The 18246-nt window shown below is 57.8% G+C and carries 18 protein-coding genes; 7 read left to right on the plus strand and 11 right to left on the minus strand.

Going from position 1 to position 18246, the window contains the following annotated elements; genetic code table 11:
• Positions 1–35: 35 nt before the first annotated feature.
• Positions 36–1469, minus strand: coding sequence for a DNA recombination protein RmuC (gene rmuC / locus CSK29544_RS03395; RefSeq protein WP_007891401.1), 1434 nt, complete (start codon positions 1467–1469; stop codon positions 36–38).
• Positions 1470–1615: 146 nt separating this feature from the next.
• On the minus strand, positions 1616–2371 hold the full coding sequence (udp, locus tag CSK29544_RS03400) for a uridine phosphorylase (RefSeq protein ID WP_004385520.1): 756 nt from the start codon (positions 2369–2371) through the stop codon (positions 1616–1618).
• 259 nt (positions 2372–2630) lie between these two features.
• Between udp and CSK29544_RS03405 the strand changes: the two genes are divergently transcribed.
• Positions 2631–3449, plus strand: coding sequence for a dienelactone hydrolase family protein (locus tag CSK29544_RS03405; RefSeq protein ID WP_007891399.1), 819 nt, complete (start codon positions 2631–2633; stop codon positions 3447–3449).
• Between the two features lie 346 nt (positions 3450–3795).
• Here CSK29544_RS03405 and metE read toward each other — a convergent pair whose 3' ends face one another.
• The gene (metE, locus tag CSK29544_RS03410; protein WP_004388402.1) at positions 3796–6057 is read right to left on the minus strand and encodes a 5-methyltetrahydropteroyltriglutamate--homocysteine S-methyltransferase; all 2262 of its coding nucleotides are present in this window, start codon (positions 6055–6057) and stop codon (positions 3796–3798) included.
• 324 nt (positions 6058–6381) lie between these two features.
• Between metE and metR the strand changes: the two genes are divergently transcribed.
• Positions 6382–7335: an HTH-type transcriptional regulator MetR gene (gene metR / locus CSK29544_RS03415; protein WP_012126034.1), complete on the plus strand. Its 954-nt coding sequence runs from the start codon at positions 6382–6384 to the stop codon at positions 7333–7335.
• On the opposite strand, the gene CSK29544_RS22405 is transcribed toward metR, so the two are convergent.
• The 3 genes from CSK29544_RS22405 to pldB form a co-directional block, all read right to left on the minus strand.
• Complete coding sequence (locus CSK29544_RS22405; protein ID WP_032975485.1) at positions 7223–8122, minus strand: carboxylate/amino acid/amine transporter; 900 nt, start codon at positions 8120–8122, stop codon at positions 7223–7225. The genes metR and CSK29544_RS22405 overlap by 113 nt on opposite strands.
• A 111-nt stretch (positions 8123–8233) precedes the next feature.
• A complete protein-coding gene (yigL, locus tag CSK29544_RS03425) occupies positions 8234–9034 on the minus strand; it encodes a sugar/pyridoxal phosphate phosphatase YigL (protein ID WP_004388405.1) in 801 nt (266 codons plus the stop codon).
• A 49-nt stretch (positions 9035–9083) separates the two neighbouring features.
• On the minus strand, positions 9084–10076 hold the full coding sequence (gene pldB, locus CSK29544_RS03430; RefSeq protein ID WP_004388406.1) for a lysophospholipase L2: 993 nt from the start codon (positions 10074–10076) through the stop codon (positions 9084–9086).
• 109 nt (positions 10077–10185) lie between these two features.
• Here pldB and rhtB point away from each other — a divergent pair, with 109 nt between their 5' ends.
• Positions 10186–10806, plus strand: coding sequence for a homoserine/homoserine lactone efflux protein (gene rhtB, locus CSK29544_RS03435; protein WP_007891395.1), 621 nt, complete (start codon positions 10186–10188; stop codon positions 10804–10806).
• On the opposite strand, the gene rhtC is transcribed toward rhtB, so the two are convergent.
• The 3 genes from rhtC to pldA all read right to left on the minus strand — a co-directional run bounded on the left by rhtC (position 10807) and on the right by pldA (position 14253).
• The gene (rhtC, locus tag CSK29544_RS03440) at positions 10807–11427 is read right to left on the minus strand and encodes a threonine export protein RhtC (protein ID WP_012126036.1); all 621 of its coding nucleotides are present in this window, start codon (positions 11425–11427) and stop codon (positions 10807–10809) included. It lies immediately after the preceding gene.
• A gap of 59 nt (positions 11428–11486) precedes the next feature.
• On the minus strand, positions 11487–13316 hold the full coding sequence (recQ, locus tag CSK29544_RS03445; protein WP_007872621.1) for an ATP-dependent DNA helicase RecQ: 1830 nt from the start codon (positions 13314–13316) through the stop codon (positions 11487–11489).
• Positions 13317–13383: 67 nt separating this feature from the next.
• Positions 13384–14253, minus strand: a complete 870-nt coding sequence (pldA, locus tag CSK29544_RS03450) for a phospholipase A (RefSeq protein WP_004388410.1) — start codon at positions 14251–14253, stop codon at positions 13384–13386.
• Between the two features lie 180 nt (positions 14254–14433).
• Between pldA and yigI the strand changes: the two genes are divergently transcribed.
• The 4 genes from yigI (at position 14434) to CSK29544_RS03470 (ending at position 16890) form a co-directional block, all read left to right on the plus strand.
• On the plus strand, positions 14434–14904 hold the full coding sequence (yigI, locus tag CSK29544_RS03455) for an acyl-CoA thioesterase YigI (RefSeq protein WP_004388411.1): 471 nt from the start codon (positions 14434–14436) through the stop codon (positions 14902–14904).
• Between the two features lie 52 nt (positions 14905–14956).
• Positions 14957–15850 (plus strand): EamA family transporter RarD, encoded by an 894-nt coding sequence (gene rarD, locus CSK29544_RS03460; protein WP_007853847.1) that lies wholly within the window; start codon positions 14957–14959, stop codon positions 15848–15850.
• A gap of 189 nt (positions 15851–16039) precedes the next feature.
• Entirely contained in the window at positions 16040–16426 is a 387-nt protein-coding gene (locus CSK29544_RS03465) for a hypothetical protein (protein WP_007891388.1), read from the plus strand.
• Positions 16427–16485: 59 nt separating this feature from the next.
• A complete protein-coding gene (locus tag CSK29544_RS03470; protein ID WP_004388413.1) occupies positions 16486–16890 on the plus strand; it encodes a DUF2628 domain-containing protein in 405 nt (134 codons plus the stop codon).
• Positions 16891–16946: 56 nt separating this feature from the next.
• Here CSK29544_RS03470 and corA read toward each other — a convergent pair whose 3' ends face one another.
• Together corA and ysgD are read right to left on the minus strand one after the other, a co-directional pair.
• Entirely contained in the window at positions 16947–17897 is a 951-nt protein-coding gene (gene corA / locus CSK29544_RS03475; protein ID WP_004388415.1) for a magnesium/cobalt transporter CorA, read from the minus strand.
• 152 nt (positions 17898–18049) lie between these two features.
• Positions 18050–18106, minus strand: a complete 57-nt coding sequence (gene ysgD, locus CSK29544_RS25145; protein WP_350338730.1) for a YsgD/CorL family protein — start codon at positions 18104–18106, stop codon at positions 18050–18052.
• Between the last annotated feature and the right edge of the window lie 140 nt (positions 18107–18246).

The raw sequence follows: 18246 nt of genomic DNA on the forward strand, positions 1-18246 counted from the left end.
TTGCCCTACGATTCAAGGCGGCATTAGCGCGCCGCTCAGCGCTCGCCCGCAACGCGAAACGCTGCTAAGTGGCTGTTTTCATCAGGGGCGCTGGCAAGCGCTTCGGCATCGGGGAGCGCAAACGCTTCATCATCCTGCACCGCCTGCTCGGCCAAATCCGGATTAATCTCGCGCTTTACCTCAACGCCCATACCGCGAAACGCCTCCGCCTGCGCAAGCAGGTTGCCGCGCCCGCTGGCGAGTTTTTTCATCGCCTGGCGATAGCTGTCGCTCGCTTTGTCGAGGTTCTGGCCGATGGCGCTCATGTCGTCAACGAACAGCCGCATTTTGTCATACAGGCGGCTCGCGCGATCGGCTATTTGCTGGGCGTTGCGGCTTTGATGCTCATAGCGCCAGAGGTTGGAAATGGTGCGCAGCGCCACCAGCAGCGTGGTCGGGCTCACCAGCATAATATTGTTTTTTAACGCCTCGGTGATGAGCTCCGGCTGTTTATCGATAGCCAGTAAAAAGGCGGGCTCGACCGGGATAAACATCAGCACGTAATCCAGCGTGCGCAGCCCCGGCAACTGCTGATAATCCTTGCGCCCCAGCAGACGAATATGATTGCGAAGCGAAGCGATGTGTTCGTTTAACGCCAGCTCGCGGCTGTAGTCATCTTCGGCGTTGAAGTAACGCTCATAGGCCACCAGCGTCATTTTGGCGTCAATCACCACATCTTTGCCCTGCGGCAGACGCACAATGACATCCGGCTGCATCCGGCTGCGGTCGGCAAGCTGAATATTGACTTGTGTTTCATACTCATGCCCTTCGCGCAGGCCCGAGGCTTCCAGTACGCGCGCGAGGACCACTTCGCCCCAGTTGCCCTGAGCCTTGTTGTCGCCTTTTAACGCGCGCGTCAGGTTGATGGCTTCCTGCGCCATTTGCGCATTCAGTTGCTGGAGGTTACGGATTTCATGAGCCAGCGTATGGCGCTCGCGTGCCTCCTGGCCGAAGCTTTCCTGCACCTGTCGGCGAAAGCCGTCGAGCTGCTCGCGTAGCGGAGAAAGCAGGCCGTTCAGGCTCTGGCGATTTTGCTCATCGACCTGACGACGGCTCTGCTCAAAGATACGGTTAGCGAGGTTTTCAAACTGTTCGCTCAGGCGCTGTTCGCTGCTCATCATCTGGCGCAGTTTTTCTTCGGCATGGACCTGGGTGGCCTCCAGGCGCGTGGTGACTTCGCGCAGATCGGACTCCAGCGAGCTGTTGATCTCCCGCAGGTTGCGCAGTTCGTTATTGAGCAGATCGCACTCATCGCGCCAGTGCTGGTTATGCGCCAGCGCCTCGCGGGCCGCGCTGAGCTCGCCATAAATATCGCGCTGCTGCGCCAGCAGATCCGCTTTTTGCTGGGCGGTTCGCAGGCCTGACATCAGCCAGCCCACCACAACGCCTGCCAGCGCAACCACGGCTAACACCAGATATGAGATTTCCACCACGCCTCCTGCCTGAACTGCTCATCACGCCAGAGGGGATTGTGCTGTACATAATTCCAGACGAAAAGCGTTTTTCTGTAAGGATCGTCAATCCTGCGAGACATTACGCAAAAAGGCCGGCGGAGCGCCGGCCTGAAAGGAAGCTATCAGAGAAGGCGGCGCGCCGCCTCCACCACGATTTTCACCGCGTGGCTTTCGGTTTGTTTCATGGTTTCCGCGTTCGGGATCTCTTGCTGGGTGCGGTTGACGATAACGCCCGCCACCATGCCCGCGCGCAGCCCCTGGCTTGAGCACATGGTCAGCAGCGTGGCCGATTCCATTTCATAGTTCATCACGCCCATCGCCTGCCACTCTTTCATGGAGCCGTTAAAGCGGCTGACCACGCGGCCAGAGAAGGTGTCGTAGCGCTCCTGGCCTGGGTAGAAGGTGTCGGAAGAGGCGGTCACGCCGATGTGCGTGGTCGCGCCGACCGCTTTGGCCGCTTCCACCAGTGCGGTGGTACAGGCGAAATCGGCAACGGCCGGGTATTCCATCGGCGCGAAGTGCAGGCTGGCACCGTCAAGGCGTACGGAGGCGGTCGTTACCAGCACGTCGCCGACGTTGATGTGCGGCTGGATAGCGCCAGTGGTGCCTACGCGCAGGAAAGTACGAATGCCAAGCTGCGCCAGCTCTTCTACCGCAATAGACGTTGACGGGCCGCCGATACCGGTTGAGCAGATGATGACCGCTTTGCCATCAAGCTCAGCGCGCCAGGAGGTGAATTCACGGTGGGAGGCCAGTTTGACCGGCTTATCCATCAGCGCGGCGATCTTTTCCACTCGCTCCGGGTCGCCCGGGACAATCGCTAATTCTGCGCCCTGAAGATCGCTTTTTTTAAGGCCGAGGTGAAAAACATCAGACATAGGTGACTCCTCTGTGGGTCGGTTTGTCAGGAGAAGCAAAACGGTACTTTACAGAACCTTTCCGGCGTTTTTCGTGACCGGATTCACTTCAAAAGAAAGGAGTTGCATTAATTTTCCATAATTTCGTGATTATGGTCACATATAGAGCGCATGAATGGAAATCCCGCGCGCCGAATGCCTGCTTTTGCCACCTCCACTCCCGCCACACGCAGGCTATAGTTAGGGATGCGCTAAAACAATAACGGGTACGGAGAATGCCATGACCAACAACACTGACCATCCGGCGGGCTTTGCCGCTGCAGTTTCACCTGTCGCTTCAACGGTAGTGCATACGCCGCAGGATGCCATTATCGCGGGCGAAACCTCGATTCCCACGCAGGGCGAAAATATGCCTGCTTACCACGCCCGCCCGCGCGCTGCTGATGGCCCGCTGCCGGTGGTGATTGTGGTACAGGAGATTTTCGGCGTACATGAACATATTCGCGATATATGCCGTCGCCTGGCGCTGGAAGGGTATCTGGCGGTGGCGCCGGAACTCTATTTCCGTCAGGGCGATCCGAATGAGTATGACGATATTTCGTCGCTGTTGAGCAATCTGGTGTCGAAAGTGCCGGACGCGCAGGTGCTGGCGGATCTGGATCATGTGGCAAGCTGGGCGTCACGCAACGGCGGCGACGCGCATCGTCTGATGCTGACCGGTTTTTGCTGGGGCGGGCGTATCGCGTGGCTGTACGCCGCGCATAATCCGCAACTGAAAGCCGCCGTGGCGTGGTATGGCAAGCTGCTGGGCGACAAAACGTTAAACTCGCCGAAGCACCCGGTGGATGTCGCCACCGATCTGACCGCGCCAGTGCTGGGGCTTTACGGCGCGCAGGATACGGGTATTTCGCTTGAGAGCGTGGAGACCATGCGTCAGGCGCTGCGCGCCGCCAATGCGAAAGCTGAAATCATTGTTTACCCGGATGCGGGCCATGCGTTTAACGCCGATTATCGCCCGAGTTATCACGAGGCGTCGGCAAAGGATGGCTGGGAGCGCATGTTGGGGTGGTTCAAAACCTACGGCAGTAAGAAAGGATAAAAAAACGCCCGGGAAACCGGGCGTTTTTTGGTGGCGCGGTGGGTGCGCTGCGCTTACCCACCCTACAAAATCACAAACCGCATCACACCGTTTTCTGCGGACTGCGGTGGGTGCGCTACGCTTACCCACCCTACAAAACCACAAACCACACCATACCGTTTTTCGGTTTGCGGTGGGTGCGCTGCGCTTACCCACCCTACAAAACCATAAACCACACCATGCCTTTTTTCCGGGTTGCGGTGGGTGCGCTGCGCTTACCCACCCTACGAATGACCCACCCTACGCAACGCATAACTGGCCTTATCGTAGGGCGGGTAAGCGTCGCGCACCCGCCATCACAAAACCGTTACGCCTGACGCAGGTTCTGCGCCGCTTTCACCATGTTGGCGAGCGCCGCGCGGGTCTCCGGCCAGCCGCGGGTTTTCAGGCCGCAATCCGGGTTCACCCACAAACGCTCCTGCGGAATGCGCTGCGCGGCTTTCTTCAGCAGCGCTTCAATCCACGCTACATCCGGCACGTTCGGCGAGTGGATATCATATACGCCCGGCCCGATTTCATTCGGGTATTCAAACTCCTCAAACGACTCCAGCAGCTCCATATCTGAACGTGACGTTTCGATGGTGATCACGTCCGCATCCAGCGCGGCGATAGAATCCATGATGTCGTTGAACTCGCAATAGCACATATGAGTGTGGATCTGCGTGTCATCCTTCGCGACCGCCGCGTTCAGGCGGAACGCCTCCACGCCCCAGGCGAGATACGCGTCCCAGTCGCTGCGCTTGAGCGGCAACCCTTCACGCAGCGCCGGTTCGTCAATCTGAATAATGCCGATGCCCGCGGCTTCGAGATCCGCCACTTCGTCACGCAGCGCCAGCGCAATCTGTTTGGCGATGGTTTCGCGCGAGACATCCTCACGCGGGAACGACCAGCAGAGAATAGTCACCGGGCCGGTCAGCATGCCTTTCACCGGTTTGTCGGTCAGCGACTGCGCGTACTTCGCCCACTCGACGGTGATCGGCGCAGGGCGGCTGATGTCGCCGATAACCACCGGCGGCTTCACGCAGCGGGAGCCGTAGCTCTGCACCCAGCCGTTCTGGGTAAAGACAAAGCCATCAAGGTGCTCGCCGAAATACTCCACCATGTCGTTACGCTCGGCTTCGCCGTGCACCAGCACATCGAGACCCAGGCGCTCCTGTTCGGCAATAGCCTGCTTAATGTGTTCGGCGATACCGGTGCGGTAGTTCGCCGCATCGAGATTGCCCTTTTTGAAATCCAGGCGCAGGCCGCGAATTTCGGTCGTCTGCGGGAACGAGCCGATGGTGGTGGTCGGCCAGGCTGGCAGGTTAAAGCGGGCGCGCTGCGCTTCGGCGCGTACCGGGTACGCATGGGCGCGCTGGCTGTCCTGCGGCGTAATGGCCTTAAGGCGCTGTTCCACCGCCGGGTTATGTACGCGGGCCGAGTGTTTACGGGCCTGAATCGGCGCGCTCCACTGCTCGATTTTTGTTGTGTCGCCGCTGTTCAGCGCATCGCGCAGCAGCGCCAGCTCTTCGCATTTTTGCAGCGCAAAGGCGAACCAGCTTTTCACTTCCGCATCCAGACGCGTTTCGACGCTCAGGTCGATAGGGCTGTGCAGCAGCGAGCAGGACGAGCCCACCCACAGTTCACGCTGGCTGGCGATCGCTTTCAGTTGCGCGTATTTCTCGGTGAGATCGGCGCGCCAGACGTTGCGGCCATTGATAACGCCTGCGGAGAGTAACCACTCCTGCGGCAGGCGGCGATGCAGTTCGTTGACATCGTCATGGCCGTGAACCAGATCGACATGCAGCCCCTGCACCGGCAGCGCGGTGATGGTATCGAGATTATCGGTCACGCCTTCAAAATAGGTGGTGAGCAGCAGTTTGGTCTGGCCTTTCAGCGCCTCGTAGGCCGGTTTAAACGCGTCCAGCCACGCCTGCGGCAGCTCCAGCACCAGCGCCGGTTCATCGATTTGCACCCACTGAATGCCACGTTTCGCAAGCTCGGCGATCACCTGCTGGTAGACCGGCAGAATGTCGTTAAGCAGAGAAAGACGGTCAAATTGTTCACCCTTCACTTTGCCAAGCCACAGGTAAGTGACGGGCCCGAGCAGTACCGGTTTAACATGGTGACCAAGCGCCAGCGCTTCGTCGACTTCATCGAGCAGCTGCGTCCAGGTGAGGCTGAACTGCTGGCCTTTGGTGAATTCCGGCACCATGTAGTGATAGTTGGTGTTAAACCATTTGGTCATTTCAGCGGCGGCGGCAGGTTCGCCGGTCGGCGCGCGGCCACGACCGATGCGGAACAGCGTGTCGATATCCACCGTGCCGTCCGCATTTTGGTGGCGCGCCGGAACGTTGCCGAGCAGCAGACTGGTGGTGAGCACATGATCGTACCAGGCGAAATCGCCGACCGGCAGCAGATCGATGCCCGCCGCTTTTTGTTGTTCCCAGTGGCGGGCGCGCAGTTCGCGGCCCACCGCCAGTAATTCTTCACGGGTGCTTTTGCCCGCCCAGTAGCTCTCTTGCGCTTTTTTCAGCTCGCGACGCAGGCCGACGCGGGGAAAACCGAGGGTGTGGTTATGGATAGTCATGATGTTCTGCCTCTCTTAAGAAGGAATCCCGTGTCAGGAGATGAATCTGTTCGTTTTATCTGCTCGTCTAATTAATTAATCCGTATGTATTTCGGATTCTCCCCGAGGGGGAGAACTCTAAATAATTCGGCTTGCAGAAAGGCGGCGACGCAGCGAGTCCCCAGGAGCTTACTCCAGTAAGTGACTGGGGCGAGCGAGGAAAGCCAACGCATCTGCAAGTCGAATTATGACGAGTTTGGACGTCCAGATGTTTACACATCCATAATTGGCAGTTACTGTATATTCCTCAAGCGCAAATTATTCATGCTGAAGTGAAGGACATTCATGATCGAGATAAAACACCTGCGAACGCTTCAGGCGCTGCGTAATTGCGGCTCACTGGCGGCGGCGGCGGCATCGCTGCATCAGACCCAATCCGCGCTTTCACACCAGTTCAGCGATCTGGAGCAGCGCCTCGGCTTCCGATTATTCGTGCGTAAGAGCCAGCCGCTGCGCTTCACGCCGCAGGGCGAGATCCTGTTGCAGCTGGCAGCCCAGGTGCTACCGCAGATAAGCCGCGCATTGCAGGCGTGCAATGAACCGCAACAGACCCGCCTGCGCATCGCGATTGAGTGTCATAGCTGTATTCAGTGGCTGGCCCCGGCGCTGGAGGCGTTTCGTAAACGCTGGCCGCAGGTGGAGATGGATTTCAAATCGGGCGTGACGTTTGATCCGCAGCCTGCGCTGCAACAGGACGAGCTCGATCTGGTGCTGACGTCAGACATTCTGCCGCGCAGCGGCCTGCACTATTCGCCGATGTTTGATTTTGAAGTGCGTCTGGTGGTGGCGCCCGATCATCCGCTGGCGACCAAAACGCAGGTGACGCCGGAGGATTTCGCCAGCGAAACTTTGCTGATTTACCCGGTGCAGCGCAGTCGTCTCGACGTCTGGCGTCACTTTTTACAGCCGGCGGGCGTCAGCCCGACGCTAAAAAGCGTGGATAATACGCTGCTGCTTATCCAGATGGTGTCGGCGCGCATGGGCATCGCCGCGCTGCCGCACTGGGTGGTGGAGAATTTCGAGCGTCAGGGGCTGGTGGTCACACGTGCGCTGGGCGAAGGATTATGGAGCCGGCTGTACGCTGCGGTGCGCGATGGCGAGCAGCGTCAGCCGGTGACGGAGGCGTTTATTCAGCAGGCGCGTCAGCACGCCTGTGATTCGCTGCCGTTTGTGCGGAGCGCGGCGCGACCCAGCGTCGGTGGACCCACAGAGAAGCCACTATCACCGCTCCCCCAATGATAAAGCTCGGCCAGTGGGGCTGCTGCTGCCAGATGGCGAGGTTAACCAGCAGCCCGGCGGGCACATGCATGTTATTCATGATGCCGAGCGTACCGGCGTCCACCTGCGTGGCACCATAGTTCCACATAAAGTAGCCAAGCCCCGAGGCCGCCACGCCAAGCCACACCAGAATGCCCCATTGCAGGCCGGTGGTCGGCAGTTTCTGTGGGTTGCCGAGCGCGAACCAGGCGATTACCGCCACCACGAACGCGCCGAGATAGAACCACGAAAACGCGCTGTGCTGCGGCATCGGATGCGTCTCCATCAGGCGCTTATAGCCCACCATACCGATAGCGAAGCTGATATTCGCCAGCTGTACCAGCAGCAGCCCGGTCCAGAAGTGATCGCTCACTTTGTCATAGCGAATAATCGCCGCGCCGATGACCGCAAGCCCGGCGCTTAATGCATAGCCCCAGCGCAGCCGACGGCGGCTCAGCAGATCGTAAATCAGCGTGATATAGAGCGGCGTAAGCACCGTAAACAGCAGGAACTCCGAGACGGTCAGATAGAGATACGCCCGGAAACTCAGCAGGTACGTCACGCCCAGCTGCAGTGCGCCCACCACCATATAGAGCGCCAGCGTCTTCAGGCTCTGCCCGCGCGCGCGTAAGAAAGGCAGGAAAACCAGCGCCGCCAGCCCGACGCGCATCAACACTGAGAAGTAGCTGTCTACATGGCCCGCCAGGTATTCGCCAATCAGGCTAAAAGAGAACGCCCACAGGATAGTGGTGATGATAAGTAACGCCACAATGATCATCTCAACAGAAAACAAGACGGGCATTGTAGCGAAGGCGCTGGCGAAAAGTTGCACTATTTGGTTGACAAGTGGTTATCGATAAACCACTTGTCACCCGGATGGTTAATCCAGAAACAGTTTACGCAGGTAGTGTGGAACGGCATCTTCAGCGTTAGTGCCGATGACTTCCAGCTCCGGCAGCAGATCTTTCAGGCGCTGGTGGGCATTGCCCATGATGCAGCCTTTGCCCGCCATGGAGAGCATCTCCGCGTCGTTCATCCCGTCGCCAAACGCGATGCAGGACTCCAGCCCAAAGCCCATCGCTTTGGCAACCGCCTCCAGCGCGTGGCCTTTGGAGACGCCGCCCGCCATCACTTCAAGGCAGGTGAGAGTCGAAAAGCTCACGTTAACACGATCGCCCCAGCGGGCGTTGATGGCCTGCTCCAGCGGCAGCAGCTTTTCGTGAACGTCGCAGGTGAAGAAGACTTTGCTGACGCCCTGCGGCTCCAGCAGCGCCGGTTCAAAGAGCGAATATTTAAAAACCGCTTCTTTAAAATATTTCAACTCGTCCGGGCGCTCGCGGCTCATAAACCATTCGTCGTCGCGATAGACGTTAGTGATGATATCGGGGTTATCGCGCACCACGCCGAACAGATCGGCGGCGATGTCGGTATCAAGGTTATGGGTAAACACCAGATTGCCGTCGGTGTCGTGCACCCGCGCGCCGTTGGAGGTGATCATATAAGCCTTGATCTCAAGGCCGTCACGGATCTGGCCGACGTCGATATGGTGGCGGCCGGTGGCGAAGACAAAGTTCACGCCGCGGGCAGTCAGTAATTTGAGCGTTTGTTTGGCAAACGGCGTCAGTGCATGGTCAGGGGCTAAGAGTGTGCCGTCTAAATCAGACGCAACGACCTGATACATAATAAAAACAACCTCTGGTGGAGCGACCGAACGCTCCGGTCGCGAGTAATCAGTTATGCTCGTCGAAAAAATCGACAATGGCATTCAGCGCTTCGGCGCGCATAGCGTCCTGCTCAAACAGGATCTCATGGTACGCACCTTTGATGACGTAGGGTTTACCCCCCCAACACGGGTGGCCCGCCGCGGCGCGAAGTTCACAGAAGCGGTCGTGCGAGCGGTTATCCACCACACGTTCCAGCTCTGCCTGGAGTAACAATAGCGGCGTGGTGCTGTCGGTGGCCCCCGCCAGCACCTGTTCTCCTGCCTGGATGCCTTCCCGCACCCAGTGATACGTAGGCCCGCCGACGCGCAGCTGCGGTTCATCGGCGTAAAAACGCAAATTGCGCCGGTAGCGCTCGTGGCTGTGCGTCAGCATGTTGAGACTAAAGGGCAGCGGTCGCCAGCGCCCGGTGCCGATAGCGTAACCATCGCGCAGCGACGGATACTCTTCCGCCCAGTCGAGGATCGAGCGCAGCATCCAGTCCGGGAGGCGGATAATAATGCCGAACATCGGCGCGCAGAGCGCCACGGCATCAAACGCTTTTGGGTTACGCAGCAGAAACAGCGTGCCAATCGCGCCCCCCATCGAATGCGCCAGCAGATAGCGTTTCCGCCACGGGCCGGTCGCCACCTCCTGCTGCCAGAAACGTTCGAAATCATCGACATAATCGCTGAAATTCACCACGTGGCCGCGGTGGGTATCTTCCAGCAACCGCCCGGAGCGCCCCTGCCCGCGGTGGTCGATAATCAGCACATCAAACCCGCAGTGGAACAGATCGTATGCCAGTTCCGCATACTTAACGTAGGTTTCGATGCGGCCGGGGCAGACGACGATAACGCGATCGTGGTTTTCCGCACGAAAACGCACAAAGCGCACCGGAATATCATCCACGCCCAAAAACTCATCTTCTTCGCGCTGTTGCCAGAAATCTGTCAGCGCACCCATGGTGAACGCCGCGAATCCGGCTTCCCGTGAAAACCAACTGTTCCTGTGTCTGGTCATGGTCCTTATTGCTCCGCATCCACGCCTGTCCGGGCTTTTTTGTGATTCGTAGCACATACCTCAACAATAGCGTATTGTGGCATAAAAGTGCGCAATCAGGGAGCTTCGCATGACCTTCGAGTGGTGGTGTACCTACCTTCTGACGACCCTTATTCTCAGCCTCTCGCCGGGTTCTGGCGCCATCAACACGATGAGCACCGCCATCAGCCACGGCTATCGCGGCGCAGCGGCGTCCATCGCCGGGCTACAGGCCGGTCTTGCGCTGCATATCGTGCTGGTTGGTATTGGTTTAGGCGCGCTCTTCTCCCGCTCCCTGATGGCTTTTGAAATCCTGAAATGGGCGGGTGCCGCGTACCTTATCTGGCTTGGCATTCAGCAGTGGCGCGCGGCGGGCGCCATCGATCTCAACGCGCTCGCGCAGAGCCAGCCGCGCAGCAGACTGTTTAAACGCGCGGTGTTTGTGAATCTCACCAACCCGAAAAGCATCGTGTTTCTCGCCGCGCTCTTTCCGCAGTTTATCGTGCCGCATCAGCCGCAGGCGATGCAGTATGTGGTGCTCGGGGTAACGACTATCGTGGTGGATATCATCGTGATGATTGGCTACGCGACGCTTGCAACAAGGATTCGCGGCTGGATCAAAGGCCCGCATCAGATGAAGGCCTTAAATAAAATCTTTGGTTCGCTGTTTATGCTGATTGGCGCGCTGCTTGCCACCGCGCGCCGCGCCTGATTAGCGAGAGATAATGAGATGAATGCCGAAGCCGGTGAACAGCGCGCCGGCGGTGCCGTCGATCCACTTCGCCAGACGCTGATAACCCTGGCGCATTTTCGGCAGCGCAAAGACGCTCGCCACCAGCGCAAACCACGCGAAAGTCTCCAGCGCTATCAGCACGAAAATGCCCCAACGCGCGCTGGTGCCGACGCTGTCGCTGACAAACAGTGAAAAAACGCTGCCGAAGTAGATAACCGCTTTCGGGTTCGCCAGGTTGGTCAACATTCCTTTCAGAAAACTGCGCCCGCGCGCCGCCAGCTCAACTTGCGGCGTCTCGCCCGTCGGCGCACTTTTCTTCAGCGCGCCGCGCAGCATCTGATACCCCATCCAGCACAGATAAAGCCCGCCGCCCACCACAATAATGTTATGCAGCCAGGCCATTTTTTCGAGGATCAGGTGCAGGCCGAGCAGCGCCACGCCGGACCACACCATGACGCCTGCGGTAATGCCCAGCACGCCCATCAGCGCCTCTTTGCGCGAGCGGCTGGCCGCCGTTTGCGAGACAAAAAAGAAGTCGGGGCCGGGGCTTGCCAGCGCCACCAGATGTACCATCGCGACGGTAAAGAACAGCGTTAACATAGAGGTTTGCCAGGTCAGAATCAGAGAACATTCATCCTGGCATGTTTGGGCGGGGCTGACTACTCTTCGTCGTCGCCGTCGACGTGCTCGCGGATGAGCGTCATAAACGGCCTGCCGAAGCGCTCCAGTTTACGGGTGCCGACGCCGTTAATGCCAAGCATTTCGCCGGGGCTGAGCGGCATCTGCTCGGCCATTTCAATCAGCGTCGCGTCGTTAAAGACGACATATGGCGGGATGTTTTCTTCATCAGCGATGGCTTTGCGCAGTTTGCGCAGTTTCGCGAACAGCTTGCGGTCGTAATTGCCGCCGTACGATTTTTGCGCCACGCGCGGTTTGAGCGCCGCGACGCGCGGCACCGCCAGCATCAGCGGCGCTTCGCCACGCAGGAACGGGCGCGCCGCTTCGGTCAGCTGCAATGCCGAATGCTGTGCGATGTTCTGCGTCACCACGCCCAGATGAATAAGCTGGCGGATAACGCTGACCCAGTGCTCCTGGCTCTGATCGCGCCCGATGCCGTACACCTTGAGCTTGTCGTGGCCCAGTTCGCGGATGCGCTGGTTGTTCGCGCCGCGCAGCACTTCCACCACATAGCCCATCCCGAAGCGCTGCTCCACGCGCGCGATAGCCGACAGCGCTTTTTGCGCGTCCACCAGGCCATCGTAGCGGCGCGGCGGATCGAGGCAGATATCGCAGTTGCCGCACGGTGCCTGACGCCCTTCGCCGAAATAGTTCAGCAGCACCAGACGGCGGCAGGTTTGCGCCTCGGCGAACGCGCCCATCGCGTTCAGCTTGTGACGTTCGATATCCTGCAGCGGGCCGGGCGCTTTTTCTTCCAGACAGCGGCGCAGCCACGCCATATCCGCCGGATCGTAAAACAGCATCGCTTCGGCAGGCAGGCCGTCGCGCCCGGCGCGACCCGTCTCCTGATAGTAGGATTCAATATTGCGGGGAATATCGAAGTGCACGACAAAGCGCACGTTGGGTTTGTTGATGCCCATACCGAACGCCACGGTCGCCACCACAATCTGTAAATCGTCGCGCTGGAATTTCTCCTGCACCGACGCGCGCACCTCATGCTCAAGGCCCGCGTGATAGGCGGCGGCGCTGATACCGCGGCTTTGCAGACGCGCGGCGGTGTCTTCCACTTTCGCGCGGCTGTTGCAGTAGATAATGCCGGATTTGCCGCGCTGCTCCTGCACATAGCGCATCAGCTGATCGAGCGGTTTGAATTTTTCCATCAGCATGTAGCGGATGTTCGGGCGGTCGAAACTGCTGATTTCAATCAGCGGATCGTCAAGGCCCAGAAGACGCACGATATCGCGCCGCGTCGTGTCATCCGCCGTGGCGGTGAGCGCCATAAACGGCACCGCCGGGAAACGCGCGCGCAGCTGGCCGAGCGCCGCGTATTCCGGGCGGAAATCGTGGCCCCACTGGGAGATACAGTGCGCCTCATCCACCGCCACCATCGCCAGATCCCAGTAACCCAGCGTGTCGATGAAGTTATCCATCATCAGTCTTTCCGGCGCGATGTAGAGCAGGCGCACCTGGCCGGTACGACAGCCCGCCAGCACCGCCTGCTGCTCCTCGCGGCTCTGCGTCGAATTGAGGCACGCCGCGGCCACGCCGTTCGCCAGAAGCTGATCGACCTGGTCTTTCATCAGAGAAATCAGTGGAGAAACCACGATGGTCAGGCCGGTTTTCACCAGCGCCGGGATTTGATAACACAGCGATTTGCCGCCGCCGGTGGGCATCACCACCAGGCAGTCGCGCCCTTCAAGCACCGCGTCGATAATGGTGGCCTGGCCTGGACGGAACTGCTGATAGCCAAAGGTTTCCTGTAAAACCTGCTTAGCCAGCGTTTCCTGACTGTAAACTTCCGCCTGCGCCACACTCACTCCAGATACTGAAAATAAAACAGGCGCTATTTTCAGCGCCTGCGTCGGAAACTGCAATGCCTCAGAAGAGATCGTTAAGCATAACCCCAAAGCCAAAGCGCGTCTGGTTAAAGTTGTAATCAATTAACGATTCGCCGTAGCCGCTGTAGAGCTGGGTGTAGAGGCGCACGTGTTTCGTAATCGGGTAGCTCAGGCCAAGCTCCGCGCCGCCGTAACCGGTGTTCCAGTTATACTGGCCCTTCACGCTCCAGATTGCCTCACCCCACTGATAGCCCACCTTAAGCTGGTAGTAGCCCATATATTTGGTGATGTCCGGATTGTCGTCGGTATTGCCCACCACATACCACGGCTTCACTTCCACCAGCCAGTCGCCATTCTGCGCCATCAGGCGCGTATAGAGACGGTTCCAGCTGCGGGAGGTTGGGTCCGAGCGGCCATTCGACTGGTGGTTATAGCCAAATTCCACATCGCGCAGCGTCCAGCCCGCCAGCTCGTAGTCGGTCGCAAAGCCCAGGAACAGCTGCGGCTCATAGTTGGTCTCGCGAAACGGCGACGACTGGCCGCTGTTAGAGAGCTGCCACCAGGATTTCTGCGTATAGGAGCCGCCCAGTACCGAGTTCGGGCCCATGATCCCACGCCAGAACGGAAACGCGAGGCTCAGCTGGAATTTCACTTCGTCTTTACGCGCGTCATCCGCCCAGTCGTAAGACTTAATGGCTTCTTTATTGAGATCGTCGGTCACGGTGTAGAGCAGGTAGTTGCTCTCGTACGGGTAAAGCGTAAACGGGTTATCGTGATCCTGAAGCAGGTTGGCGATGATGCTGCCGCGAACGGCAGGCGCATCATGCACCTCTTTAATCGTCGCTTCCTGTGCTAATGCTGTGCATGGCAGCAACGTTGCCGCCATAAACCAACCCAGAAACGTGCGCATTTGGCAGTGTTCTCCTGAACGAATATTTCGATGGTGAATTATTATCCGGCAGACATTCTACATATTTATTTCGCGTCTGCTTAGTCCTGCTTTCTTAAACTGGAAAGCAACAAATGGGAAGCATAAAATCAACATTCATTTAACCTTATGTGCCCACTCTTTTTGGACGAGGAAACCATCATGTCCGCAACTCTGCTGACCCCGGAAGCGGCTCTGCAACTGGTCGGCGAAATCTTTGTTTATCACATGCCGTTTAACCGTGCCCTGGGGCTGGAACTGGAACGTTACGAAAAAGAATATGCTCAGCTCGCCTTTAATAATCAGCCGATGCTGGTGGGCAACTGGGCGCAAAGCATTCTGCACGGCGGGGCGATTGCGTCGGCGCTCGACGTGGCGGCGGGCCTGGTGTGTGTCGGCAGCACGCTGACGCGTCATGACAGTATCAGCGAAGAAGAATTGCGCCAGCGGCTCTCCCGGATGGGCACGATTGATATGCGCGTCGACTATCTGCGGCCCGGCCGCGGCCAGCGCTTTACCGCCTCCAGCACGCTGCTGCGCGCGGGCAATAAAGTGGCGGTGGCGCGCGTCGAATTACATAACGAAGAGCAGGTTTATATCGCCAGCGCCACGGCCACCTACATGGTAGGGTAAGTCGCGCAATACTGATAAACTGCTCACACTTTTCTCATACCACGAGTTTCACATGGATGCTAAGCAGACGCGTCAGGGCGTGTTCTTTGCGCTTGCCGCTTATTTTATCTGGGGCATTGCCCCCGCGTATTTCAAACTGATTCAGGCGGTTCCGGCCGATGAAATTCTGACGCACCGCGTTATCTGGTCCTTCTTTTTTATGCTGGCGCTCATCAGCCTGAGCCGCCAGTGGGGATCGGTGAAGCGGCTGTTCGCCACGCCGAAAAAAGTTTTTAGTCTGGCGCTCAGCGCCGTGCTGGTGGGCGGCAACTGGCTGCTGTTTATCTGGGCGGTGAATAATCATCACCTGCTGGAAGCGAGCCTCGGTTATTTCATTAATCCGCTGGTCAACGTGCTTTTGGGAATGATTTTCCTCGGCGAGCGTTTTCGCCGGATGCAGTGGCTGGCGGTGCTGCTGGCAGCCTGCGGCGTACTGGTACAACTCTGGACGTTCGGCTCGCTGCCGGTTATCGCGCTGGGCCTCGCGTTTAGCTTCGCATTCTATGGGCTGGTGCGTAAAAAGATCATGGTCGACGCCCAGACCGGCATGCTGATGGAAACCCTCTGGCTGCTGCCGGTTGCGGCGATTTATCTGTTCGGCATCGCCGACAGCCCGACCAGCCATATGGGCAGCAATCCGTGGTCGCTGAATCTGCTGCTGATGGCAGCGGGTGTGGTGACGACCATTCCGCTGCTCTGCTTTACCGCGGCGGCGACGCGCCTGCGCCTCTCCACGCTTGGATTTTTCCAGTATATCGGCCCGACGCTGATGTTCCTGCTGGCGGTCGTTTTTTACGGCGAAGTGCCGGGGCCGGATAAAATGGTCACCTTCGGGTTTATCTGGCTGGCGCTGGCGATATTTATTATGGACGCGCTTTATACCCAACGGCGTTTACGCCAGCATTAAGAAAGACTTTTATAACAGGGCGTTACTGACGCCCTCTTTTCTTTCCTTACACCAAATAATCCTGTTTCTCACCTACTGATATTAGCCGGGACGCGCGCCTTGCAACCCGATGCCCCTTACCTATAATCCGGCCTTTATGCATTACGCCATCTGCTGTTTCGTGATAACAGAGGCGCAAAAGGTATTTTCATGTCAGCCCTGTTTGCTTTCTTTTTCCCGCCGCGCACGGCCACCCTGCGCCGTCTGCCTTATCTGGGATGGCTGTTCGGTTTGCTGTTCGGTCTGGGCCTGCTACTTGCGATTACGCCTGACGATGTGGCGCTGGCTCTCTTTTTAATGGCTCTCTTGCTCTATTACCGCGCCGGTGCGCTGCGTGCCCGTGACGCCGGTCTGAAAGCGCGGCGTTACCTTCTGCTTTCGCTGGCCATGTTTCTCATTGGGTTTGGGCTGGCCTGGCTGCGTGATTTCGGCGCGGACAGCATGCCGTTCATGAAATTCGGCTGGGGTTTTCAGGTAATAATGACGCTGCTCTTACTGGCCGCCCCGTCGCATCAAACAGTGACAAAGACCGCATAATATCGGGCGGCATCGTCGCCCGAATCAACGACTATTTCAGGCGTAAAGGAGCCTTACTGATGTCCAATATGGAAAACGACAAAAAGAATTACGACTACATGGCCGATCCGAAATTAAGCGACAAGTGGAAATTTCGCTTTAAGTTCATTGAAGATCACGGTTATCCGGCCGTGCTGGTTCCAACGCCCGCGTGGCGTGACGCGCTGAAAAAAATGAGCATTAAGGAACGTCTGACAGTATCCCTTAATTTCATCACCTATTTTTTCAGCTTCATCTATCTGGCCATTCTGGGGCTGTGGAAGAAAAGTATTATTTGCGTGCTGGCCATCTTTGTCGTTGCAATTATCAGCGACCTGCTGAATATGAGGTCGCTGATATATATCGTCCCGTTCTATTTCGCCTGTCGCACCAACGTCTGGTATTACGATCTCAAGGTCAAAGGCAAGCACGACTGGAGCCTGTAAGGTTCTGCGCCTTGCCCTGTAAAAAAAGCCTCTTCATGGAAGAGGCTTTTTTGTTTTTATAACCAGTTCTTACGCTTGAAGTAGAGATAAGGCGCCAGCCCCGCCAGCAGCATCGCGACAATCGCGCCGGGGTAGCCGTAGCTCCAGTGCAGTTCGGGCATAAACTCGAAGTTCATCCCGTAGCTGGAGGCCACCAGCGTCGGCGGCAGGAAGACCACGGACACCACCGAGAAGATTTTGATAATGCGGTTCTGCTCGATGTTGATAAAGCCCATCGCCGCCTGCATCAGGAAGTTCACCTTCTGGAACAGCGATTCGTTATGCGGCAGCAGGGATTCGATATCGCGCAGGATCTCACGCGCCTGCTCCAGCTGACCGCCCGGCAGACGCGCCTTGCGCACCAGGAAGTTCAGCGCGCGCTGGGTATCCATAAGGCACAGGCGCACTTTCCAGCCGGTATCCTCCAGCTCAGCCAGCGTCGAGAGCGCCTCGTCATATTCATCGCCCTGATGCCCTTCCATAATGACGCGGCTCAGGTTTTCGAGATCGCTGTAGATGTTTTCTATCTCGTCCGCCAGCTGTTCGATTTTCGTTTCAAAGAGATCGAGCAGCAGTTCGTAGGCGTTGCCGTCCATCATCGACTGGCTGCGCGCGCGCATGCGGTACAACCGAAACGCCGGCAGCTCGCGTTCGCGCAGCGTAAACAGCCGCCCGTTACGAATGGTGAACGCCACGGTGGAGTTGCCGCCGTGATCTTCCGCGTCTTCATAAAAGAAAAACGAGTGAATATGCAGCCCGTCTTCATCTTCGAAGAAGCGGGCGGAGGCTTCGATATCCTCCAGTTCCGGGCGTGTCGCCAGGCTTTGGCCAAGTTCCGTTTGCACGCGCTGTCGTTCGCTCTCTTCCGGCTCCACCAGGTCAACCCAGATGGAATCTTTCAGCGAAACGGCCTCGTCAACTTCGAGGCGGGACAGTTTGTTGTTTTCCAGTTGAAATGCGCTCAGCATGACCGGGACTCCCAAAAAAACAAATTCTGGACAGTTCGGTTGGGCACACAGAAACAGATTGGGTTTCAGACCATTAAACAGCCTGACTCAGCGCGACGGGAGAGAAAACGGTCGCTGACAACCACTAAGGCCATCAGCGTAAGAGGATAGCCTTAGGAGTTGTTCCTGTTTGACAGGTTTTTGAGCCAGCATCTACTGGGTGTGTCCAAGGCGAATGTCCTCTTAGCGTAATCGTGGGCGCATGTTACGCCACCAAAAATTAGGCGTCAACACGTACACTTAAGATAAAACACCTCAATGATTGACAAGAATTATAGTGCCTGAGAGCGCCTTTTGCCGGACCGTTTTC

Source organism: Cronobacter sakazakii, from assembly GCF_000982825.1.
Classification (GTDB): Bacteria; Pseudomonadota; Gammaproteobacteria; order Enterobacterales; family Enterobacteriaceae; genus Cronobacter; species Cronobacter sakazakii.